The sequence below is a fragment of the Niameybacter massiliensis genome (genome assembly GCF_001282685.1).
Lineage (GTDB): Bacteria > Bacillota > Clostridia > Lachnospirales > Cellulosilyticaceae > Holtiella > Holtiella tumoricola.
Genome location: NZ_LN875035.1, coordinates 947,769 through 971,746 on the forward strand (window position 1 = coordinate 947,769; position 23,978 = coordinate 971,746).

The following is a 23,978-nucleotide window of genomic DNA, read 5'->3' on the forward strand; positions in this document are numbered from 1 at the left end:
CTCTGAAATCTATTTTTATTATAACACTCTATCTAACTATGAATAATGTTTTTATTCACTTAAACCTAATACTTTTAAACCTTTTATAAAATATTGATCTAATGGATTTTTAATAATCATATTACGTACTTCTATTTCTTGTGGACGCCAACCTTTTAAAAGATTAAACGCTTGCATTGTCTTGCTATATACTTCTTCTGGCGTCCCTTCTTGAGGATTACATCCTAAGTGAATTACAACTTGTACCCATTTCACAAATTCCATATCCTGCTCATTAAGATACTTACTAAGTGCCTCTTTTGATGCTTTATCTTTCCCTTCTTCACACTGACAATAAGCTCTTAATAATTCTAATAATGTCTCACTTTGGTTTTTATATTCTTTAAACATATTCTTTCCCTCCCTAGTATTCTATATTTTGAACAAATAGTTTCTGCCCATTATAATCAACGTCTACTAATCTAAGTCCTAGTATTTCACAGCTCTTTCTAAGAGGTACATAAAGTTTTTCGTTAATCATTAGCGTCTTTATTCCTCCCCCATTAAGCCAATTATCACCTGCTACTAAATAATGTCTGCCATAGGTTAAACTACTCATTTGTGTTCTTGATGTATATTCAACAGTACCACCTATACGATTGCCTAATTCTCTTAATCCTATATATAACACACCATCTTCATTTATAATAGGTACTTTTTGTATACTTGTTGCCCCGTCTAACTCCATATTCATCTCAGTAATTTCATAACAACAGCGTATAAGTTCTTCCATTGTTAATCCACTAGTATGTAATTTTGTTGCAAGTTCTTTTCCTACATAGCGTACGTGCCATGGTTCATATATAATACCTGTAATATCTGTCTTATTCTTTGGATAACGAATAATATAACCATATTTGTAGCAATTAGCCGCTAGCCATTTACCTTCTTTTGTGTTACCAAAGCTTTCCTGTATTGTTCCTCCACTAAGGCCAGTGATATCCATAGCCAATCCTGTACGGTGCTCAGATTCATTAGGCGGAGCTGACCCTTTTTGATTAGGACCATAATTTTTAATAGCACGTGTATAAAGTATGTTTTGATAATCATAGCTTCTATAGCCACTTACTGCAATTAAGGTGACTCCACTTGCTTTAGCATCTTGAAACATCATTTCAAGTGCATAAGCTGCTTCTCGTTCCATATAATTTTTTTCTATGTTGCCCGGTGTATTAAACCTAACTTTAGGCATGACTAAGTCTTTGGGAACATAATCATGACTGACTGGATTTTGCTTATTAACTAATATGTGATACGGGTTATGCCTAGTCGCAAAACTTGGCTCTACAGCTTGTACATTCATACATAGCTGAGTCGCTAAAAGTCCTATGACCGCTATCCTCCAATATTTCCTTTTCATTGCTATCCTCTTATTCTATATGTATAGTTTAATGTCTTTATACTTATAGCTTATTACAAAAAATCTTAAATTTCAACATGACTTCCACTTATATTACACAAAATTAAAAGGCTCAGCATAAAAAAAGAACTGCTACACTTTTAAATGTAACAGCTCATCTTATAAGCTAAATTTTAGTCTTCAAAAGAATTAAATCCATATGAATTTACTACAGCATCTAAAGGTTTCTTTGCTTTACAATCTTCACATGCATTTGGATCTGATAATTTAAAGTTTGGTAAATCATCACGTGTAAATACTGCATGTACTGGGTAACCATCTACCTCATCCACATTTGCAAAAATAACAGATAAACCTGTTACTTTTCCACCATATGCTAAGATTGTTCCAATAGCTTTAGAAATAGTTCTACCGCTCATTGCTGTTGCTAATACGATTAATACATTTTTCCCATGAATCATTGGTTTGATATTTTTGTTAACAACCATTTGTCCACTCTTATCAAATTCTGGTGTAATAACATAGAAAGAATGATGTTTATTATTAGATGGGAAACCACCTATACTAAGTTCTTCTGCTAAATAAGCACCAATTACTTCGCAACCATCCATACAAATAATTGTATCAATAGGCGTTTTAGTCGCTCCAAGGTTAACCATTGATTCCCAAGCTGGTTGCATACCCATAATATCTTTATCTAATTTTACTTTTTTCACATATTGTTCTGCCATTACTTCAGCAACTAATTTAGACTCTCTTTGACGCATTTTTAAAGTTGTCATGTCAATGTAATAATTTACATGGAAACGATCACTTGAGAAATGTCCCGGAATGGCTTTTAAAACTAAATCAGCATTACTTTTTGATGAAATTTTGACTTGTTCTTGCATAGCTTAACACCTCTTCTTATTTAATTTTTCTTAAAGCAAAGCAGATTTAGAGTCTTCTTCGCTTCTAAATCTGCTTTGTACCAGTTTCTAACTTGGAAGAATGATATTATTATAATACCTCTAGCAAGTAATTTGAATTCCTGTTTCGTATTTTTTATCCTCAATAATTACACGGATATCATAAGTACCTTTTAAACCTGTTTTAGTTACACATGTTCTAGTATTACGATCATCTGTGTCTAAGAAAGAACCACAGCACATTGCTTTTGATGGGACAGCTGTTGTAGAAATGTAGTATCTATGTACTTCATCTCCTTGCTCAAGTAACATCATTGCAAGATCACCTTTTGTGAAGCGGCAGAAGAATGTAAACATATCAAATTGCTCTTCTACTCTTGCATTGCAAGTCTCTGGTAACATTTCTCCACAAGCTTCAGCTGGGATACCTGTACCAAACTCTTTTGTTTCACTTAAGTAACCTAAGATTGTACCTTCACCCATTTCTAAATTAATACCATCACAGTATAATTTAAGTTTTTCAGCACGGTAGAAGTTACCATGTGCTTTCATTTCATACATCTTTGTATCATTTACTAATTCTACTGTAATAGAATTTAAAGAACCACCTGTCATTTTAGCAAATGCACCTAATGCTTCTGATGGCACACCATCTTTATCATAAGCAATACCACCTGAATGCACTAAATAATGTCCTTCATTGTAGTATTCTACATTACAGATATATGGAGAGAAGAATTCTGCGCCTCTTTCTTTTCCATATTGCCATACTTGCTCAATTGTCATATCTTCTGTATTAATTCTATATCTTACACCTCTAGAGTAGTTGTTATATGCAGGTACTTTTTTTGCTTCTACTTTTGTAGAGTTATGATGGTTATCAAAACACATAACATCTCCGTTTGGTGTAATCACACAAGCATGTTGCTCATATTGCCATTCAAAATTGTTACCGATTGGTTTGAAGAAATACTTTTGCATATGGTCTGGCCAAGTTTCTGGATCCCCAATAATCCAGTTTAACTCACCACTATCATAATCAATATTTACCATTACGTCAACATGACGTCCTGAGAATGTTAATGAATTTGTATTTTCATCATACCAAACTGCGTTATTGTGGAACCAGTCTTCGTCTGTGAATGATAAACCTTTTCCTTCTCCTGGTGTTAAGAATTTTTTATAATCCCAAGTTTTAAGGATTTCACCTGTATTTCTATCTAATAATACACAGACATCTTCTACTGTTTCACTTGTTAAGTCTTCTGTTAAGCATAATAAGTTACCATCTGGCATTTCAAATTGATCATGGTGATATGCACCTGGTACACGATACTCTTTATAAATTTTTCCTACTGGAGACATTTCATATAAACCAGACATATAGTATGGCATTTTAATCAAACGATCTGTACCAAATAAGAAGTTACCATTTCTTAAACGTTTTAAGTCAAATACACAAAGTGTTGTTAAATACCAACGAATATCCCCAGCATAGTCAATCCCCATAGTTGTTTCTGTTCCTGCTGGACAAAGAATCATAATATTGTCTTGGAAGTATTCTGGTGTAGTTTGTACATATTCAATAACCTTTTGATCTGCAACATGACCTACTTCAATTTGAATCGTTGTTGTTTTTCCTCTATAAGGTGTAATCTCTACTGTATTATTGTAATCACTGTATAATCCTAATACTGGTAAAATATGAGTTGTTGCTTTTGGGAAAGTATGTACCATATCCGCTGCTTTTGTTTTACCTTTAACACGTACTGTAACAGCTACTTCTTTTTCTGTACGGAATAATACAACTGCTGATAATGGGTTAATAAGATATGCATTGTATTTTACAAGAGGATTTTCTATCGTATAGTTTCCTGCCTCAAATTCTGCTAACATTTCTTTTTCCGCTTTTGCTTGAAGTGGAATCCAGTGTTCTATTTCTTTGTATTCTACTGCCATGATCAATCTCTCCTTCACTTTTATTAAGTATTGTTAAATCTAATTTTCCGCTCTACATGAATAGATTTACGAATGGTATACCAAGTACTAAAATAACAAGTAACTCTATTACTACTGTAACAACTGTATACTTATATACTTCTGTTGTTGTTAAGTATTCTTTATTTCCAAATAACATGGCTGCAAATGGAGATGCTGCTGGTGTACAAGCTGCTGTTAATAATACTGTAAAGATCAATAAAGTAATAATTGGCGCTGGACTAACACCTGCTGCTACACAATAAGTTAATACTACTGGTTGCATAATCATACCAATTACTAAAGAGTTACAGATATTTGTTAAAAGCACAACTAATACTAACAATACAACAGTAAATACTGTACCTGACATACCATTAAAGATTGGTGAAAGTATAGTATTTAAGAATGGTGTTACACCTGTTGCTTCATTTGTTAATACACCACCAATTAAAATGGCTGAAGTGCAAAGGAAAAATGTAGGCCAAGCAAAGTCTTGCCCCATTACTGGACCAAAACGTAATACTGGTCCATCTTCAAATTGAATTAAAGATAAGATACAAACTAAAACGATTGGTACAAGTAAGGAATTTTTATTGATAAAACTTAATACTGGTACATTTGGTAATAAACTTGGGATGAGCATGCAGAAAATAAAGATACATAAGAAGATACCATATGTTTTTTGTGCTTTAGACATTGCTGGTAATGGATTTCTTTCTAACATCTCAATACTCATTTTCTTCATAGGTGTTACATCTGGTCTAAAAATGAATTTCATAATACCTACAAAAGTAACAACTAACACTAAACCTAAAATAAAGCAAGCAATAAAGTAAGTTGCATCAGAGATTGCAGTGCCTTCTGTTAAGCTTGGGAAGTTACCTAATAAACCTCTGTAGTTTCCAAGTAATGCTAAACCATTTGACATATATGGTGGCACTGGGAAACCAGCTAATGCAGAAATAACAACACCAATTACCATTAATTTTGGATACTCATCTGTTTTCTCATAACCTACCTCTTCAAATACCCCATATAAAATTGGCCAGAATAAGAAGATTGGTGCAAATGCCCCAATAAACACAGACATTAAATATGTACCTAGCATCATTACTAATGTAAATACCCAAGGCTTTCCTTCTATGAACTTTCTTGTCATTATCCAACGTGCAATATAAACTGTAAGCTTTCTATTTGTTAATCCCCCCATGAAGACCATTAAGAAGAACATTTGTACAACTGTTGGATTTCCAAAGCAAGTACTTAATACACCTCCTGCAGGTGCAAAATCAGTCATTGCTAACATACATATACTAGCAATACTTGCAACTGTAGGATTTACTGTTGACCAAAGGTAGATCGTACCAATAAATACGCCCATTACCTGTAATCCAATTTCAGTTACATTTGGCAATACTCCCAATGGAATAAAGCGGAACAAAATCATAATTGCAAAACCAATTAGAAAATTAACATATGATGCTTTGACTTGTTTTTTCATATTATTATTCCCTCCAGATTATTAATTGTTAAAAAATTATCATATAATTATTATACAATCCTTTCTAATCTTTTATAATGGGAATTTTTTAGATTCTATTATAAAACTCTTATAAGATTTTGGTATATATTCATATCATTTTGTTTATAGTGCTATATTAATCGCTACATTTATAGCTAAATTGCCTATTTCCTGATCTATTATTTGCCTTAATTCTTTCGCTTCAAATAATTGTTCTGGCGTTTGTACCATAAATGAAACCTTTAATTTTTTCATTTTACCACCCATTAACTTTAGAGCGGATAACTTCATTGTATTAATAAATAATTCTTTTTGCTCTGGTTCTCTTAAATAGCGATATGGATAAACTAAATGCAAAGAAATTTTAGATTTATAAATCTCATCTATGAGTTCATTAAAATAATTATACACTTGATAATAAGGATCAAATTGATCGCCCATATCACAATAAGGATTAAGTATAATTTCTGTTCCCTCTAAATCAAGGGGTTCCATCTGTTTCATCTGTAATAAGTGCTTATATAATTTACTACTACTCGTTTCTTTACGCTCTTTAATATGATACTTGTCCATAAATTTCTCTAAAACCTGTTCATCACATACTCGGGTATACTCATCTTCTAATTGCCAACTTTCTGCACGCCACGTTTTAGGCGCCTTTTTAAAGTACCTTTTAAAAAGACTATAAAAAGATTTCATATCATAAATCCCTACTAAATTAGCAATCTCTGTCATACACAAGCTATAATCTAGCATGTAACCTTGGATCATAATTAGCTTACGATACTGTACAAAATCTTTAAAATTAACACCACCCACTTTTTTCATGAACTGAGAAAAATAAGTAGCATTCATGTACAATTCCTTTAAAATATCCTCTACCATTATCTTTTCATTTGTATGCTTCATTACATATTCTACAATCCAATAATACCTATCTTGTAATTTCCCTGTTGGGTATTCCTCTTCCTCTTTCATATGAGATATCAATTGATAAGAACTAAATAACATATGCACAAGATGCTGCTCATTTAGCTTTCTTTCCTCCACTCGATCTGCCTTATCTAAATCCTTTTCATAGAAATATTGACGGATTAATAAATCCATCACAACCTTATTTAATCTATTTTTTAATGGTCTATTAATATCTAATAGCTCATCATTATTCATAAACTCTACATACTCCATCTTATCAAAGATATCCCTAAACTCAGATAAACGTATTTTAGCAGATAAGATATAAGCCCCTTCACTTTGAATACTATGTACAATATAACGATTAACTAATGTAAATTCACCTTCATTGACTGTTACGACACGTTCTACTTTTTGAATAGTAATACTTCCTTTAAGAACAAGAATAATCTCTAGATCGTCTTCAGAGAAGTGAGGTTTTATAGTCTGTACATATAACATTGTTGATTTTACTCGATTTTCTGTCATCTTATCACCATCTATGCCTAATTTAAAATTTTATACACTTTTTAATTATAGTTTATATTATCAATCATAACATAGATTAAGATTTTATTATATAAAATACTGTCATGAACAAAAGGCATCATCCTATTACAGATGATGCCTTTTACACATTCTCTTTTTACCCTTTTACTGCCCCTACTACCATACTTCTCTAAAATACCATTGCAACAAAAGCCAACCTAAGTTGCCCCCTCTCCAAAATCATAGGCAAACTTAAGTCGGCTTTGTTGGTGACATGATTTACTAGAATTCATAGTAGAAATCTCATCAACTATTCTATATGTAATAGATTGGTGTGCTCCTTCCTAGCCGATTCTCGTTCTTACTAAACGCCTGGTAACCCTGCCGGTGAAAGAGGTCGCAATGACTTTACACCATTAATCGTCTGGCCATTTGTAACTCATAAAACGTACTATCCGTTTCACTAAAACCTATTACCATCTAGTCATTATTGACTTGATTATGTGATTGAATCCTTTTAAATCCATATTCATCAGTTACTTTACTGTCACCGTCAAAGCACTGAACCTAAGAAAAAAGTGATTGACTTCTGGGAGAGGAGGCAGAAATATTCCTCTTTCTTCTTAGTGGTATAGTTTCTACTACTTATCTAGAATAGCAGCTTCTCTATACTTTTATATTAGATAACCTGTAATTAAATGCTGTGTATCTTGATATATAGAGTATATAACTTTTAATCTATAGGTACAATTGATAAACATTACAAAATAAATTCTTAGATTATGTACAATAAAAAGGTTGTCTTTTTCAAAACGCTTCTTCGAAATCAAGAAAGTGAATTTCTAGATTTGACATAAAAATGCTAAATAGCAAAAAAGTGCACAATTATATAAAATAATCTTGTGCACTTTTTTATTTTATAACGTACTAGCTTAAAACCTCATCGAGATTATAATACACCATCATACATTTCTTACTCTATTCAACTGTTACCGATTTTGCTAAGTTTCTTGGTTTATCTACATCAAGACCTTTAAGGGTTGAAGTATAGTATGCTAAAAGCTGAGTAGGAATAACAGATAAAATAGGCATAAGAATATCGCATACTGCTGGAACTTCTATTATTTTATCTGCCACATGCCCAATATGTGGTGTGCCTTCTTTAGCAATTGCTATAACATAGGCTCCTCTTGCTTTTACTTCCTTCATATTAGAGATCATTTTTTCTGCTAGGCGCTCTTGTGTCACAATAGCAAGGACTGGTGTCCCTTCTTCAATAAGAGCTATTGTACCGTGTTTTAATTCACCTGCTGCAAAGGCCTCTGTATGAAGATATGAAATCTCTTTTAATTTAAGTGCTGCTTCCATAGCTGTTGTATAGTCTAACCCACGACCAAGGTAGAATGCACTTGTTGCCTCTACAAGTATTTTAGCTACTGCTTCAATAGTTTCTTTTCCGCTTAAAATTTCTTCCACTTTGTTCCCTAAGCCTTCAATAGCATCTACATAAGCTACATATTCTTGGTCTGTAATCGTTCCTTTTGTGTTTGCAAAATGTAATGCTAACATATAGAATGCTACAAGCTGAGCTGTATAAGCTTTTGTTGAAGCTACAGCAATCTCAGGACCTGCCCAAGTGTAGAATAAATCATCTGCTTCACGTGCTACAGATGAACCTACTACGTTGGTAATAGCAAGTACTCTTGCACCTTTACGTTTTGCTTCTTTTAGAGCTGCTAAAGTATCCGCTGTTTCTCCTGATTGTGAAACAACAATAAGAAGTGTCTTGTCATCTACAAACGGATCACTATATCTAAATTCTGAAGCAATATCAACTTCTACTGGTATACGTGCTAATTTTTCAATTGCATATTTACCTACTAAACCAGCATGGTATGCAGTTCCACATGCAACAATGTAGATTTTATTTAGTTCATCTAAATCTTCTTTTTGAAGTTTAATGTCGTCTAATTGAATATGACGTTTTTCATCTAGACGTCTACATAGTGTTTCACGAATAGCTGTTGGTTGATCATAGATCTCTTTCATCATGAAATGGCTGTATCCATTTTTAGATGCTGCTTCTGTATCCCAGTCAATATGTGTAAGTGTTTTACTTACTACATTTCCTTCTAAATCTTGAATACGTAACTGTCCTTTTTGTGCAATAATAACTTCATTATTATCCATATAATAAACATCTCTTGTAAAACCAAGTAATGCTGGAATATCTGAAGCAATTACATATTCATTGCCCTTTACACCAACTACTAAAGGGCTCTCTTTTCTTGTGGCGATTAAAGTATCTGGATACTTACTACTAATAATACCTAAAGCGTAAGCTCCTTTAAGTCTACCTAATGTCTTATACACTGCACTTTCAAAGTCACCTTCATCATATAAATCAATAAGGTGTGCTACAACTTCTGTATCTGTATCAGAAACAAAGATATAACCTTTTTCAATAAGTTCATGTTTAAGCTCTAAATAGTTCTCAATGATACCATTGTGTACAACTGCAATTGTTCCTTCTGAATTAAGATGAGGATGGGCATTTTCTTTTGATGGCACGCCATGAGTCGCCCATCTTGTATGTCCAATACCAATATGACCATCTAAACCACTTTCTTGTACAGTTTCTTCTAAAACCTTAAGTCTACCTTTTTCTTTGATACACTTTAAGTCCTCATGTTCATCAATAACAGCAATTCCTGATGAATCATATCCCCTGTACTCGAGTGCGCTAAGCCCCTCTAAAATAATGTCTCTTGCACTGTGTTTTCCATAAAATCCAACAATTCCACACATATTCGTACCTCCTGATTATTTTGATCAGGGGGAACTCACTCAAGATGTTTTGTCCTCTAAGTCACCTTATAGATTTGTCATCTTGTTAGGTTGTGATCCCTCTAGAGCATCCGCCGAATTTTCGATAACTCTAGTCCTCGTCAACTTGATCGCTTCAAGTTCTGGCGCTTTATTCATTTTTTCCCCCACTTGAACTAGGATACTCTAATAGTTTATGCAAGTCAATACTTATTGGCGCCTAAATATTTAAACCCGCATTTTTTCGACATCAAAAAAAGCTAGTTTAAGTCATCCTTCAACTTAAACTAGCCCCTCGCCTACTGCATACCGATAAACATTCCTATAAAGTATGGTACAAGCCATACTGCCCATACAACAATACTAAATTTATGGAAAGAATGCTTCATATTTGTATCACCTTTATAAAGTACCCAAGTTGCCCATCCTGCGTGGAATAACATCAACACAATGGCAATAAAACCTGTAATTCCATGTATTGGTGATGCCACTTGTGTACTGCTTCTAGCAATGGCTCCCATAGTCAAAGTCCCAATGGTATCACAGACTAAACCTAGCCAGAAAATCAATACATGCCTTTTCTCTAGTGAGCCAGCCTTTCTTTCTCCAAATACACCTATTGTATAAAAAACAAGTGCCAATGTTATTGTTATAATTGCAAAAATTAATTTTGAGTCCATATTTATTCCTCTTCTTTCATTTTATGCTTTAATAATCTTAATGCTCTTGTAATTTCTTCTATTTCTTCTTCTGTTAAGCGTTCAAAAACTTGATTGAAACTATGGTTCATACTTCCTCTAAATTCTTGTGCAAAAGCCTTTCCTTTTTCAGAAAAAGTAATATAGGTATTGCGCTTATCAGACTCTTTTTTTTCTTTTTGTAAGTAACCAGCCTCTTCTAATCTACTTACAATACCCGATACCGTTCCTTTAGCTAAAGAAAGTTCTTCACACAAATTAGATATAGTCATTTCTTTATTATGTGCAATTAACTTAATGACTAAAATCTGTTGAGGCGTTAATCCACTTGTTCGCATATTACTACCAATTTGACAATTCATACTTGAATAAATCTCTTTAATAAGCATAATCATCTCAAACCCTTTTTCCCTCATAGTTCCCCCTTAAATTACTCACTTATTTTATTCCACTTTAACCAACCAATCATAAAGCATACACCGCCACCAAAAAGTGCCGTTCCAAGACCTACATAAAAGGGTGCCCAATAAATTGGATTAATAAAACTTGTAGAGCGAATAACAATTCCTAATGTCATCATAAAGGCCATGATTATATAACCTTTTTTATCAAAAAATGCAAAAGCACACACCTTTTCCTTTACATAAGAAGCAATACGTTTTTGGTGTTTAATTGCCATCTTCCTAAAAATAAACTTAAAGAAAATACCAAATACACCAAGTGCTACAACGCCTGAAATAAACCAACAATTTGGCTTACTCAAAATAACTTCATAGCCTAATTTCATAATCATTGTACCTGCCATCATCCAAACCATTGCTGCAATAATGAATAAAGATCTTTTTGAACATCTTGGCATAAACTCTTTCATATTCTCACCTCTATTAGTTCGCATGCGAACCATTTGTCTTTTACTATTTTATGCTTCTATCATCTTTTTGTCAACTAGTAACTTTTATATTTACTTTCTCTAGGTAGGTTGGTTGTCATGTGATATAATTTTGGTAAGATTCACACCAAATGATAAACTTATTTTAGGAGGTACCTATGAAAAAATTTATAATAATAAGTTGCATCGCCCTTGTCACTTTATTAAGCTTTATAGGGTGTAGTAGCTCCATCTCTACAAAAGATATTTCTAAGCTTTATAGTACAAGTCAAGGCAGTCGTTATATTGTTGTAATTGAAGTTAAACAATCTCATCTTTCTTTTGACCTTAGTAAACATGTAAAAGATGCTATGAATAAAGTTGAAATTGCTATTCCTGTTGATGAACAATTTTATGACGATGTTAGAAAAGGCGACAAATTAAGCAGTGATTTTAGAATGGGCTCACTTCTTACTTCTGGCAGTGTAGGCTCATGGGATATTACAGTAAAAGATAAACTTATTTTAGAATAAATGCACTTGCATTCAATAAGCAAGCCCCTCTACTTGGGATTTCGCCTAAGTAGAGGGGCTTCTTTATTAAACTTTACTTACTCCTGGTACACCTGCAATAAGTTTAGTAAATTCACTTTTGATAATCGTTAGGGACATAAAAAATACAATGATCTTTTCTTCTTGAAAAATATAAGCAACTCTGCACGCAAAAGTTTTATTTAAGGGAATTTTATATTCATAAATAGTCTTGCCTTCATACTTATAACCTTTTACCGTCTTAATCTTATAGGCTTTTTCTTCAATAACCCTATTGATATTTTCATAAATCTCATTTTTTATCTTTTCTTCAAATGGTTTATTACGTCTAAAAAATTTATCTAATATACTGCTTTCTTCAATAATCACTTGATACACGCTCTACCTCCTAGTAATACCCATAAAGCACTACATTTTGCTCATCTTGTATATAATCTTTAAGTTGTTGATGGCTCGCTTCATCCATCAACAAATGTATACTTACCTCATCTAGATAATCTATTCGTACAATTTCTACGCCTAACTCTTCTACAAAAGTTTTTATAGGCGTTAGGATATTGTAGGGACACTTTAAAAGTACCTTTTCTAATTCTTCTTCCTCTTCTTCAGTCTCTTGCCTATAATTGGCACGTACAACACTACTCTCCTTAGACTCAAGTACATAAAGCCTTAGCTTATTACTTCTAGGAAACTCTCTTTTTTCTATAATCTTTAGAAGTTTCTTAAGTTCTTCTTTAGAAAGGTCATAAAAAATCTCTTCATGAAATCCTTCTTCATACAAATTGTATCCGCTTACTATTTTCTCTATAACAATCTTTCTATTCTTCTTATAAGAACGTATATCGAGACAATTTAAAAGCTCTAACTGTTCTAGTCGTTTAAGTGTATCCATGACAAAGTTATCAATGGTTAACATCACTCTCTCCTTTTGTCTTTATAATGTCCTCATTATTATAACCATACCTTGGTTTCTTGTGCTAGCTTTAATTTAAACTTCACCACTGTACATATAAAGGTATTCTTGATACCAATCTTCACAAAGTTCTTCGCATAAATAGTCTTCAGTTGTATAGAAAATCTCTTCTAGATCACCTCGCTCGGCAATCACTTTTGTTTTGCCAAATACCTGATTATCTTCTTCTATATAAAAGTACCAGCCACGCCATTCTAGTTCTGTCAAATACATCTTTTTAATCCTTTCTCGTTGTAACACTTACTTAGCATTTCTTTATTATAGATAGATTATAAACTTTTCCTCTTAATCATCTCTTTCAGAGTATTATATCATTCTCTTCACTATAAAAAAAGGAAGCCACCCATCCGGTAACTTCCTTTCAAGTTGAGAACTCTATTTCTACATCTTTATTTATTTCCCTAATAAACTAAGTTGGTTAACCGTAGCAAAGTTCTGTACATTATAAAGCATTAATGCATCTTCTATGCCATTTTCACGCATATAAGTTGCAATAGGCATATTTAAAAATCTTAAATCAAGTACATGTATTTCTTCAAAGTGTTCTGTTAAAAAAGGAATCATTGCATTGGCATAAGAGTCTTTAATAACAGCTAACTTTTTCCCATTATTCACACTTGATTTAATCGTAATAATGGGATGATTACCACCTAAGAAAACAGTATATTTATCTTTTTTATCCAGTTGTCCCATCTCATAAACTGTATCCGTTGTTCTATTATCAGCCATATAGAACACTTCTAGCTTTGCAGGTTGTTTAGGTATAAAAAGTTCAATGGTATCTGGCTTTGCAAAAGTAAAATTCCCTTTAGAAAAGAGTGAGCCATAAAAAGCTTCACTGCCAATAGCAAGGTCAAAATCTTCCATTTCTAAAGCCTCTATCCCATAAGCTTCACAAAAAGCTAAATAGCTATAATACGCTCCAAGAGTCGTCCAGTGATGGTCTGTTTTATAATACAGATCTTCTTCTTTATGTGCATCTAGTGCTGCAAATACATCTATTGTATGGATAGAATCTTTAAGTCCATTGTCTACAGTATCAATAAATAATTTTTCATCATAAGGTGTTGCATACGCTGGTAATTTATCTTCATATAGTTTAGTTGCTGTTGGTGCTAACATAAAATACACATTAAAGTTTTCTGCAAATTGATTAATATAGTTGATGTTCTTATTCATCAAATCTAAATCGGGTGTCTCAAACTTCTGTAAGAAATAATCATCTTTCCCAATATACACCCCATTGTTTTCTTTTTTCTGCAATAAAAGCTCTGTTCTAGACTTCATTGCAATGAAGGTCTCACGCCCTGGGAATTGATCTGCTATATATGTTTCTACCTCTTTACCATAAGTCCCCTTAAAGAATTTATCAGTGGTAAACTTTGGCTTAGTGGCTAATGTTCTATTTTCAAGTTCTGAAAAAGTTTTATCTTTAGCTATGAGCTGAAGTGCAAAAAAGCCTCCTATATAAGCAATAAAACTAGCTGTTAAAATGATTTGAAAGCTACGTCTCAAAGTATCACCTCCTAAAATCTAAAATATAAAAATGGATTGAATGTTGAATCGACTAAGTAAGCTGTGCTTAAAAGCATTACAACTACATAGAAGATATAAAGCATCCATGGTTTGAACTTCATTTGAAGCTTCTTCATGATTGGTGTAGCAAAAATCATTCCAAGGAGGATGACTACTGCATAATTTGAAAGCTGATAAAGTGTTTGGTTACTCAGTATACCTGCTTCCCCTAAGCCAAACATAGCTTTTAAGTACACTATAATATGACTACTTTCTTCAAGAGCAAATAATACCCAACTAATCAGTACAACACCTAATAAATAGATATGACTTACAAAACGCGGCATTTTATCAAGTGCTTTTAAAAGACCTGCACGCTCTATAATAATAAGCACACCGAAGAATAGCCCCCATAAAATAAAGTTCCACCCTGCTCCATGCCAAAATCCAGTTAAAAACCATACAATCATTAGGTTGCGATAGAACTTTGGCTTACTTACACGGTTTCCACCTAGAGGAATATAGAGGTACTCTCTAAACCAGCTGCCAAGTGTCATATGCCATCTACGCCAAAACTCTGTTACACTTTTAGACATATAAGGATAGTTAAAGTTTTCTGGGAATTTAAAGCCCATCATCTTTCCTAAACCAATAGCCATATCAGAGTATCCACTAAAGTCAAAGTATAATTGTAGCGCAAAGGCTATAATTCCAAACCATGCACCTACAAAAGTCAACTCACTCGCTGGCATAGCCTTTACCGCTTCCCATGCCATCCCAATATTATTGGCAAGAAGTACTTTCTTTCCAAGACCTTCTATAAAACGCATAATCCCTTCACTAAATTGATCAAGTGTCTCAACGCGATGATTCAGCTCATGTTCTACTGTTTCATAAGTTACAATAGGGCCTGCAATCAGTTGAGGGAACATAGCTACATAAGCACCAAATGAAATAATATTCTTTTGTACTCCAATTTTTCCACGATATAAGTCAATGGTATAAGACATGGTCTGGAACGTATAGAAAGAAATCCCTATTGGTAATGCGATTTGTAAGAAATGAATATCAAGATTTAAGAAGTTATTGACATTATCAATGAAGAAGTTAGCATATTTAAAGAATCCTAACATCCCTAAATTACCTACCATTGATACAATAAGTGCAATTTTAGGAATAACTGAATGACTTCTATAATGGTCAATAACACGTCCAACAGTATAATCTAACACGGTTGAAAAAATCATAATGAGCACATAAACAGGCTCACCCCAAGCATAAAAGATTAAGCTTGCAATAAATAAAATGAAATTACGCAACCCTCTTGGCGCTACGTAATAAATCATTAAAAATATCGGTAAAAATATAAACAGAAAGAGTAAACTGCTAAATACCATATAACACCCCTACTTTACTTGTGCATTAAAATTACTAATAACAGTGTCTGCTGATTCACTAATTACAAAAATAACATAATTTCCTTTTGTTGCTGTTTTATAGTTTTGAACAAGTTCAAATTGTGCTGGTAAATAAGATTGCCATTGATTTTTAAGTGATTCTACACGTCTTTCAATACCTGCAATAACTTTAGATGCATCACTTGCATTATTAAGTTCAAATACAGCAACTTCACTTGCATGAACCATCATCATTGGCATACGTACTTCATAACTTTTAAGAATAGACGTATCAATACCATATGTATCTGCAAAGAATGCACTTTCCATGTTCATCATACCTGGCATCTCAACATCTCCTGTAAGTACTTTCGCCATTAATTCAGATGCAGTCATTGTTGTTACTTCTGGTTTTGTTTCTGGTGTCGTTTCTGGTTTTGGTGTTTCTGGTTTGGATGTTTCCGGTTTGGATGTTTCTGGTTTGGATGTTTCTGGCTTTGATGTCTCCGGTTTGGATGTTTCTGGCTTTGATGTTTCTGGTTTAGATACTTCTGGTTTTGTCACAGGCTTATTTGTTTCTGGTTTCACTTCTTCTTTTTTAGGTTCTTCTTTTTTCTCTTCTTCTACTTTTTCCTCAACTTTTTCTTCTGTGCTTTCTTCAGTTATATCTGTCTCTTCTATATCTTCTTCTGGTACCTGTGTTTCTTCTTCACTTGTTCCCTCATTTTCTTTATCAACAGATGGCGTTTCAATTGTTGTATCTTCTGCTGGCGCTTTTTCGCTACTACATCCAACAAGTGCGCCTCCTACAGTGAGTGCAAGCATAAGTCCTATAAATTTTTTATTTAATTTCATATTCTAGTCTCTCCTTTTTGTCATCAAATCATTATCATTTTAACATTAAGACGTAGTGTTATCTAATAAAGTTCCAGTTTTTATACCTGGTATATATTGGTACATTTCATTTGGACATAATAAAAAGAGAAATACCCTATAGCATTTCCCTTTTTACTCACTTATCTATTCATTTATAGATGATGTACTTCTACTTCTTTCCCTAGCACTTTAAGCAGTTTCACTACATCTTTAACCACACTATTTTTCAAGTTAAAATTAGCTGGAAAATCTGGATTTTGATGAGCTGGATTAATGGCCTGCCCTACCCAAAAAGTAATATGGGTACTTTCTTCTAGTAACATACGTGCAAGTCTTGAAGCACCATCTAATCCATCTATTCGAATGACACCTAATCCTTTTTGTTTTTCCTCTAAATAATTAGAAAGTATTTCCTTTGTAGCATTTAAAGTAAGTAAGCCTTCTGTTACCAAATCAATACCTGCCATATATCCCATAGGAGGTACTTTCTGATTATAATTTTGTAAATCAATACAAATCTCTTCCTCTAGCTCTCTTGCTACAATATTTGCTGTTGTACCACCACAAAGTACAACTTTTCCTCTTGCTGCTTTTATTTGTTCTACTAAAAGCCCATCACTAGCTTGATCTTTTGGTGGACCTGTAAATAAATCTAGATAAGTTCTTTCTTGTAACTTAACTGCTACAACCGTTGTATCATCTCCTGGCCTGGAGTCATAGAGATTTTCACATACGCCTAATAAATCTCTTGCAATCATAGGTGCCTCTTGTTCTACTCTTACAAGGTCAGTCAAATATTGGTCGATATGTTCCCATTGCCAACCTAAATTGAGTGTCATCCCTACTCCAGCATGTACAACCCCATCACTAATGATAACAAGTGTATCACCTAGTCGCATCTGAAAATTACTTTCATAAATCACTTTATTATTAATGGTGCGCGTCCTCTTATGAAGTGGGAAAGCTTCTCCTTTACGATAGTAGAAAACAGGTGGGTTATCATATTCCACCATATAGGCTTCCCCTGTTTCTTTAATCTCTAATATTGTAAATGTGGAATACGCTAACTTTCTTACTTGACACTCTGGCAATGTATTTGCAATGGTAGAGATGGTTTCTTCAATACTTGCGCCTTCTTTTAGCATGGTAATAGCTATTTTTGAAGTCAGTGTGGCTAAGATATTAGCTTTAACCCCACTGCCTAGCCCATCTGATAAAACAATAATCATACCATCCTCTGTTTTGACCATCTCAACGTGATCACCACACAACTCTTCGTGGTATTTGTTCATACTGTATTTACCTATATCTATGGAATACCTCACTAGCGGTCACCTTCTTCATTCAGCACTTTCCTAAGTTTCATAATAGCCACTTTTGTCTCAGCAGTTGTCTCTCCCAACAAACTGGCTATTTCTTGTGCAACACGCATTTGTTTGTCAATAATAGACTGAGTCACATCCAGTGTACTTTCTTTTAAACTTAAAACTTCTTTTTTACGCTTTTCTTCATCTGTAATATCTGCAAAGATGACCAAAAGTGCTTTTTGTTTTTCTAGGTAAATAATATGTCTATAGGCAATAAAGTCATAGGTTGTAAATTCTACTTTCTCCTTATTTGAAGAAGTTTTTGTTCTTAGCACTTCTTCAAAAGGCTTAGGATCCATCATAATACTGATGCTTTTACCTTTCATTAAATCCCCTTTATATCCAAAGCGCTGTTCACTACTTGGATTCATATCTATTAATTTACAATGTCTATCTAATATTAAAATACTATTCGGTGAGTTGTAGAAAATTTCGTTGCTTAATCTTTCTGCAATACTTCTTGTATAAGGTAAGCACATATCTATTTGAGACATACCATGTAATACAGCAATAGCTTTGTCACGACAAGTTTCATAGCCACAAGCTCCACAGTTTAGTTCATCACTTTTTTCAACTTTCCCCATACTTTCTAGGACTTGATGAATCTGCTCCTTGGTTGCTGTATAAATTTCTACCTGCTTATTTTTAAAATTACGTAAGAAAGATACTTTTGGATTATAGTATTTCACATCACTTTTTTGATCTACTGGCTTACGCATAAACTTTTGAATAGCACTTAATCTTGTAAATACGCTACCTTCTTGGTTATGCCCTCCCGGTCCTGCAATACAACTTTCACCACATATATTCATCTCAATACATACATTTTTCAATTTACCTGCTCGTAAGTCATTGAGTATTTCTTTACAATTCTCCATACCATGTACACGTAATACTTCTAGATGATTATCCTCTATTACTTTACGTATACCATTTAAAACCCCGCCTACTACAGGGTACTTACTACCTCTTAAAGTCCCTACAAGATTAGGCTCATCTGGTTCTAACTTTTTATAATCAATGCCTTGTTCACTAAAATAGTGCATGATTTCATCAAAAGTAAGTACTGCATCTATATCCCCATCTAGCTCTTCACTAAGGGCTTCACAGATTTTTGAGATACAAGGTCCAATAAAGACAGTATACGCTTCTGGTGAAACCTCTTTGATCATACGCCCATGTGCAATCATAGGTGATACAATAGGCATCATATTGGGAATCAAATCAGAATAATAGCGCTCAATAAGTCTCACCGTAGATGGGCAGCATGTTGTAATCAATTCCTTTATCTCGGTTTCTTGTATGTAGTCTTCATAAGCTTTAGAAACAACTTCTGCTCCTACAGCTGTTTCTTCTATTTGATTAAAGCCAAGTGCACGTAGCCCTGCTATAAATTTATTACTTTCTTCAAAGTAGGCACGGTAAGAGGGTGCTAAAGAAACAACGACTTGCTTCTTTTCTACAAGTGCTGCCTTAACTTGGTCTAAACTAGATTTGACATCCCTTGCATTTTGAGGACATACGACTAAACAATGGCCACATGCCACACATCTTTCTGTTATAATATGTGCCTTATCATCTTTCACTTCGATAGCCTTCACTGCACATGTTCTGACACATTTATAACAATTTTTACAGTTGGTACTTGAAAAATTCATTACTTGCATGTTCTCACTCTCCTATAGACTTGCTCTTTAAAAAAGTCATCTACACCTTCTCTTGGAACACTATAAATCAAGCCCTCCATTTCTACTGAAACTGCCTCTGTACAATGCCCCAGACAGAATGCTGCTTTCAAAATGACACGTTCTTCTAAATGATAGTCTCGGATTAGTTGCTGAAGCCTTTCTATCACGTCATGAGACCCTTTCACATAACATGCACTTCCTACACATACTTTAATTTCCATAGACTCACCCCTGAATAGTCTAAATTTTAACAAATACTATGATTTTATTATAAACTTTCTATTTCATAGTATCAACCTTCTTTGGAAAATTCTTTACATAGGTTATGATATGAATGCGAACTATAGAAAAAAGAGTTATAAAACAAGATTGCTCATTGTTTTATAACTCTTTCTTCTCCATTTATACAATGTATTTATGCTCATCAAACATTTATACTTTTTAAGTATTTTTTTATTTAATGCTCTACCATATTATGAATCCATTTATACGATTTAAAACGTGTCATACATAAAATAGCTTTCACCACTTCTTCTAGCATAAGCATCATCACTACATACTCTAATCTTAAATTAAATACATAGACACCAATAAAGGATAAGGGCACACCTATTCCCCACATAGTACATGCTTCTAAAATAAGGGAGCATTTTGTATCTCCACCACCTCTAAAAATACCAATAATCATAACAATATTATAAACTCTCGGTATAATAATTACTGCATTAATGAGTAATACATTAATTGTCATTTGAGCTACTTCTGGTGTGACATTAAAACAACTCACAACCAATGGCGCCGTTAATGCAATCCCTATTGAAATCAAAATACCTAGTCCTGTAGATAAGATAATAATACGCTTAGCATATAATTTTGCTTTGTCTATATCTCCTTCACCAATGGCATTTCCTATTATAGTAAGGACTGCTGCCGCAATAGCAAAGATGACCACTAAGAAAAAGTTTGTAATGGTATTAACAATTTGAATGCTTGTAACTGCCGTCGAACCAATATGTCCATAAGCTTTAGTGTAGATCAGTGAACCAAGTCCCCAGCATATTTCATTGGCTGTAATAGCAAGCATAGGTTTGGTTGCTTTTTCTATCAATTCTTTTGGGACTACAAAAAGTTCTTTTGCTTTTGCTGCAAGCTCATACTTTTTAATATAAATCCCACCAACGATACATACTGTTTCTACAATACGTGCAAGGAGTGTTGCAAGAGCTGCTCCGGCTACCCCCATTGGTTCTACTATACCTAATCCAAAAATAAAAATGGCATTAAAAATAATATTTATAAGTACTGCAATAGCACTCGCAACCATAGGTAGTTTTGTACGCCCAATACATCTAAGCCCATAACTATAAGCAAATGTAATCGCTGTTAAAATATAACTAAACGAAACGATTTTTATGTAACTTGTGCCAAGTTCTAAAATTTTAGGTTCCTTATTAAAAAAGCCTATCATTTGCGTTGGAAATACCTGTACAACAACAGTGATGACTAAGGCATAAACACTTCCCACCATAAGCGCTAGCCCCAACATACGCTTAATATTAGTCAGATCTTTTTTTCCCCAATATTGAGAAATGAATACACCTGCTCCTGCACAAATTCCTGTTAATCCAACCATAATCAGAAGGAAAATTTGATTGGCTAAACCTACAGCTGCAATCTCTCCCTCTCCTAATCGCCCAATCATTAGGGTATCAATCATATTTAATGATGAACTAATAAGGTTTTGAATCATAATAGGAATAGCTATTGTAAAAAGTAATTTAAAGAAAACCTTATCTTTCGTCATATCTTTTATAGTTTGTTTCATTTTTTCACCTACCCCTTTTCCAAGTTTATTCTATGCTCAAACTCATTCTATCTTACCTTAATTATGTATTATAGTCTACTCTTTTAATTGTATGGATTAATAAAATCTGCACTTTTGGTACTGGCATTTTAGCAGACATCTTTTTCAGTTAGTTGACTTATTTATACTTTTTATTTACCATAAAAATATATGTTATATCTATAAACATTATAGACAGTATCTTTGAATAATGTCTTTTATATAATCTTATTTTAAAAGGAGACTTTTACATGGCAACAATTAGAGAATTAGCAAAACTCTGTAATGTATCTGCCGCTACCGTCTCACGTGTGCTTAATCATGATGAAACAATTAGCGTATCTAAAGAAACACGTAAGAAAATCTTTGAAACTGCAGAGCTTGTATCCTATCAAAAACCTATACGTACAAAAAAGCCTAAACCTACAACACTTACAATTGGCCTTGTCCATTGGTTTAATGAACTTCAAGAACTCAATGACCCTTACTTCATCTCTATTCGTCTAGGAATAGAAGAAGCTTGCTCCACCCATTCCATTGAGCTTGTGAAAATCTTTAACTCTGATGCATTAGAGATGAATTTTCCTAATGTTACTTTTGATGGCCTTATCATACTAGGTAAATTTTCGCAAGAACATATTGACCGTTTTACTACTTACTCACAAAACATCGTCTTTATCCATTCCAATGAACAATACTTTGCTCATGACTCGGTTGTGGTTGATTTTGCCGATGTTACAGAACACGTTCTTCATCATATAATCGAAAAAGGTCATAAAAAAATAGGATTCATCGGAGGTCACGAGGTCATTCCTTATACGAATACCGCATTAGATGATACACGGGAGACAACTTTCAAAGATTACCTCACAAAAATTAATCTCTATAACCCAAACTATGTTCGCATAGGTCAATTCAACTTCCATAGTGGCTATATACTTATGAAAGACCTTATCATAACAAATAAAGAAGAATTGCCTACTTGTATTTTTGCTGCAAGTGACACTCTTGCAATAGGAGCTTTAAGAGCAATTGCAGAAGCCGGACTTTCTATCCCTCAAGATCTTCAACTTATTGGCTGCAACGATATTCCGACTTCACAATATACTTCTCCTGCACTTTCTACCATAAAAATTTATACTGAACTCATGGGACAAACAGGTGTTAAACTTTTACTTGAACGTATCAATGGTGAACGTACAGAATCTATTAAAGTTGTTGTTCCTCACAAAGTCATTTTCCGTGAAAGTTTCCAATAAAAGAGGAGGGTACTACCCCTCCTCTTTTATTATCTATTTAGTTGTAAGCCAAGACATCACTTTTGCTTTAATAGCTATTCTAAGCATCTTGCCTTCTTCTTTTGTAATTTGTTTATTCTTTACACCTTCATTAATTGCTGCATAATATTGTTTTAATAAAGCTTTTTTAAAGCGTTCTACTTTTATATTACGCATTTCAAGTACTTCTGGTAGTTTTTTGCCTTCTTTAATCATTACTTCAAGTTCTTCATTTGAAATACCTAATTTACAAAGTGCATTTTGAATCACTTTAAAATTGTCAATGACAAAAGGTGTTGGTTCATTACTACGTTCTTCTTGTTTTTCTTCTGTTTTTTCTTTTGTTGCAGTTTTTACTGTTGCTGCATTTACTTTCTTATCTTCTTTTTGAGTTGGAACAGCCGCGCTAACTTCAAAATTTATATAAGTATTAGGTTTTGGAGCTGGTTCAGGCTTGCTAACATCAGCCTTTGGTGCTGCTGTACATGCCATGACTGCATTCATACACATAATCCATACAAAGGCCATACTTACAAATTTCAATGCAAATTTCTTCATCTTTTGCTTCACTCCTTTAGACTTGATATAGCAATAGCATGTGGAAATTTATACTTTTTATCCTCCCAAAATCTTGAAATGAATAATTTACTAAAAATTGGGCATTCTATTTCTAAATCCATCTGCTCCTAAAGGAGGTGTTCTTATATGCCAAATTATATACGTTGTAGAAATTGTGGATATGACATGTACGGTCCCGAGTACCTAGCTAATGCTATTGACCCCTTTGCTTACAGCAGTGATAGCTACTATCCTCCTACCGCACTACTTAATCTTTCTACTAGAGCTG

General features: G+C 33.5%; 23 protein-coding genes. 2 read left to right on the top strand and 21 right to left on the bottom strand.

Annotated elements, in window-relative coordinates:
- Nucleotides 1-51: 51 nt before the first annotated feature.
- From BN2390_RS10165 to BN2390_RS10210, 10 genes are all read right to left on the bottom strand, one after another.
- Nucleotides 52-390: a hypothetical protein gene (locus BN2390_RS10165; RefSeq protein ID WP_053984247.1), complete on the bottom strand. Its 339-nt coding sequence runs from the start codon at nt 388-390 to the stop codon at nt 52-54.
- A gap of 13 nt (nt 391-403) precedes the next feature.
- The gene (locus BN2390_RS10170) at nt 404-1,399 is read right to left on the bottom strand and encodes a D-alanyl-D-alanine carboxypeptidase family protein (RefSeq protein ID WP_053984248.1); all 996 of its coding nucleotides are present in this window, start codon (nt 1,397-1,399) and stop codon (nt 404-406) included.
- Between the two features lie 173 nt (nt 1,400-1,572).
- On the bottom strand, nt 1,573-2,289 hold the full coding sequence (locus BN2390_RS10175; RefSeq protein ID WP_053984249.1) for a phosphoribosyltransferase: 717 nt from the start codon (nt 2,287-2,289) through the stop codon (nt 1,573-1,575).
- A gap of 120 nt (nt 2,290-2,409) precedes the next feature.
- Nucleotides 2,410-4,266: an aryl-sulfate sulfotransferase gene (locus BN2390_RS10180; RefSeq protein WP_053984250.1), complete on the bottom strand. Its 1,857-nt coding sequence runs from the start codon at nt 4,264-4,266 to the stop codon at nt 2,410-2,412.
- A gap of 52 nt (nt 4,267-4,318) precedes the next feature.
- Entirely contained in the window at nt 4,319-5,788 is a 1,470-nt protein-coding gene (locus tag BN2390_RS10185; RefSeq protein WP_053984251.1) for an SLC13 family permease, read from the bottom strand.
- A 144-nt stretch (nt 5,789-5,932) separates the two neighbouring features.
- Nucleotides 5,933-7,252 carry a helix-turn-helix domain-containing protein gene (locus BN2390_RS10190; protein WP_053984252.1) on the bottom strand — a complete coding sequence of 440 codons (1,320 nt, stop codon included), beginning with the start codon at nt 7,250-7,252 and terminating at the stop codon, nt 5,933-5,935.
- Nucleotides 7,253-8,230: 978 nt separating this feature from the next.
- Complete coding sequence (gene glmS, locus BN2390_RS10195; protein WP_053984253.1) at nt 8,231-10,060, bottom strand: glutamine--fructose-6-phosphate transaminase (isomerizing); 1,830 nt, start codon at nt 10,058-10,060, stop codon at nt 8,231-8,233.
- Between the two features lie 317 nt (nt 10,061-10,377).
- Nucleotides 10,378-10,758, bottom strand: a complete 381-nt coding sequence (locus tag BN2390_RS10200; RefSeq protein ID WP_053984254.1) for an HsmA family protein — start codon at nt 10,756-10,758, stop codon at nt 10,378-10,380.
- A gap of 2 nt (nt 10,759-10,760) precedes the next feature.
- On the bottom strand, nt 10,761-11,192 hold the full coding sequence (locus BN2390_RS10205; RefSeq protein WP_053984255.1) for a MarR family winged helix-turn-helix transcriptional regulator: 432 nt from the start codon (nt 11,190-11,192) through the stop codon (nt 10,761-10,763).
- Nucleotides 11,193-11,206: 14 nt separating this feature from the next.
- Nucleotides 11,207-11,647, bottom strand: coding sequence for a hypothetical protein (locus BN2390_RS10210; protein ID WP_082238726.1), 441 nt, complete (start codon nt 11,645-11,647; stop codon nt 11,207-11,209).
- Nucleotides 11,648-11,823: 176 nt separating this feature from the next.
- On the opposite strand from BN2390_RS10210, the gene BN2390_RS10215 reads away from it, so the two are divergent.
- Nucleotides 11,824-12,177: a hypothetical protein gene (locus tag BN2390_RS10215; RefSeq protein WP_053984257.1), complete on the top strand. Its 354-nt coding sequence runs from the start codon at nt 11,824-11,826 to the stop codon at nt 12,175-12,177.
- 66 nt (nt 12,178-12,243) lie between these two features.
- On the opposite strand, the gene BN2390_RS10220 is transcribed toward BN2390_RS10215, so the two are convergent.
- The 10 genes from BN2390_RS10220 to BN2390_RS10265 form a co-directional block, all read right to left on the bottom strand.
- Nucleotides 12,244-12,573 carry a hypothetical protein gene (locus tag BN2390_RS10220; RefSeq protein WP_053984258.1) on the bottom strand — a complete coding sequence of 110 codons (330 nt, stop codon included), beginning with the start codon at nt 12,571-12,573 and terminating at the stop codon, nt 12,244-12,246.
- A gap of 10 nt (nt 12,574-12,583) precedes the next feature.
- On the bottom strand, nt 12,584-13,111 hold the full coding sequence (locus tag BN2390_RS10225) for a DUF1949 domain-containing protein (protein WP_053984259.1): 528 nt from the start codon (nt 13,109-13,111) through the stop codon (nt 12,584-12,586).
- Nucleotides 13,112-13,183: 72 nt separating this feature from the next.
- Nucleotides 13,184-13,381, bottom strand: a complete 198-nt coding sequence (locus BN2390_RS10230) for a hypothetical protein (RefSeq protein ID WP_053984260.1) — start codon at nt 13,379-13,381, stop codon at nt 13,184-13,186.
- 180 nt (nt 13,382-13,561) lie between these two features.
- Nucleotides 13,562-14,683 carry a DHHW family protein gene (locus tag BN2390_RS10235; RefSeq protein WP_053984261.1) on the bottom strand — a complete coding sequence of 374 codons (1,122 nt, stop codon included), beginning with the start codon at nt 14,681-14,683 and terminating at the stop codon, nt 13,562-13,564.
- Between the two features lie 11 nt (nt 14,684-14,694).
- On the bottom strand, nt 14,695-15,930 hold the full coding sequence (locus tag BN2390_RS10240) for an MBOAT family O-acyltransferase (RefSeq protein WP_330373740.1): 1,236 nt from the start codon (nt 15,928-15,930) through the stop codon (nt 14,695-14,697).
- A 159-nt stretch (nt 15,931-16,089) separates the two neighbouring features.
- A complete protein-coding gene (locus BN2390_RS10245; protein ID WP_053984263.1) occupies nt 16,090-16,935 on the bottom strand; it encodes a DUF4358 domain-containing protein in 846 nt (281 codons plus the stop codon).
- A 173-nt stretch (nt 16,936-17,108) separates the two neighbouring features.
- Nucleotides 17,109-18,248, bottom strand: coding sequence for a SpoIIE family protein phosphatase (locus BN2390_RS10250; protein WP_053986300.1), 1,140 nt, complete (start codon nt 18,246-18,248; stop codon nt 17,109-17,111).
- Between the two features lie 32 nt (nt 18,249-18,280).
- On the bottom strand, nt 18,281-19,990 hold the full coding sequence (locus tag BN2390_RS10255) for a [Fe-Fe] hydrogenase large subunit C-terminal domain-containing protein (protein WP_053984264.1): 1,710 nt from the start codon (nt 19,988-19,990) through the stop codon (nt 18,281-18,283).
- On the bottom strand, nt 19,981-20,232 hold the full coding sequence (locus tag BN2390_RS10260; protein WP_053984265.1) for a (2Fe-2S) ferredoxin domain-containing protein: 252 nt from the start codon (nt 20,230-20,232) through the stop codon (nt 19,981-19,983). Before BN2390_RS10260 ends, BN2390_RS10255 begins: the two co-directional genes overlap by 10 nt.
- Before the next feature lie 236 nt (nt 20,233-20,468).
- On the bottom strand, nt 20,469-21,836 hold the full coding sequence (locus tag BN2390_RS10265; RefSeq protein WP_082238728.1) for an MATE family efflux transporter: 1,368 nt from the start codon (nt 21,834-21,836) through the stop codon (nt 20,469-20,471).
- A 269-nt stretch (nt 21,837-22,105) separates the two neighbouring features.
- Between BN2390_RS10265 and BN2390_RS10270 the strand changes: the two genes are divergently transcribed.
- Nucleotides 22,106-23,113: a LacI family DNA-binding transcriptional regulator gene (locus tag BN2390_RS10270; RefSeq protein WP_053984266.1), complete on the top strand. Its 1,008-nt coding sequence runs from the start codon at nt 22,106-22,108 to the stop codon at nt 23,111-23,113.
- A 33-nt stretch (nt 23,114-23,146) separates the two neighbouring features.
- Here the strand turns inward: BN2390_RS10270 and BN2390_RS10275 are convergent, their stop codons facing one another.
- Nucleotides 23,147-23,689 (bottom strand): hypothetical protein, encoded by a 543-nt coding sequence (locus BN2390_RS10275; protein ID WP_053984267.1) that lies wholly within the window; start codon nt 23,687-23,689, stop codon nt 23,147-23,149.
- Nucleotides 23,690-23,978 lie beyond the last annotated feature (289 nt).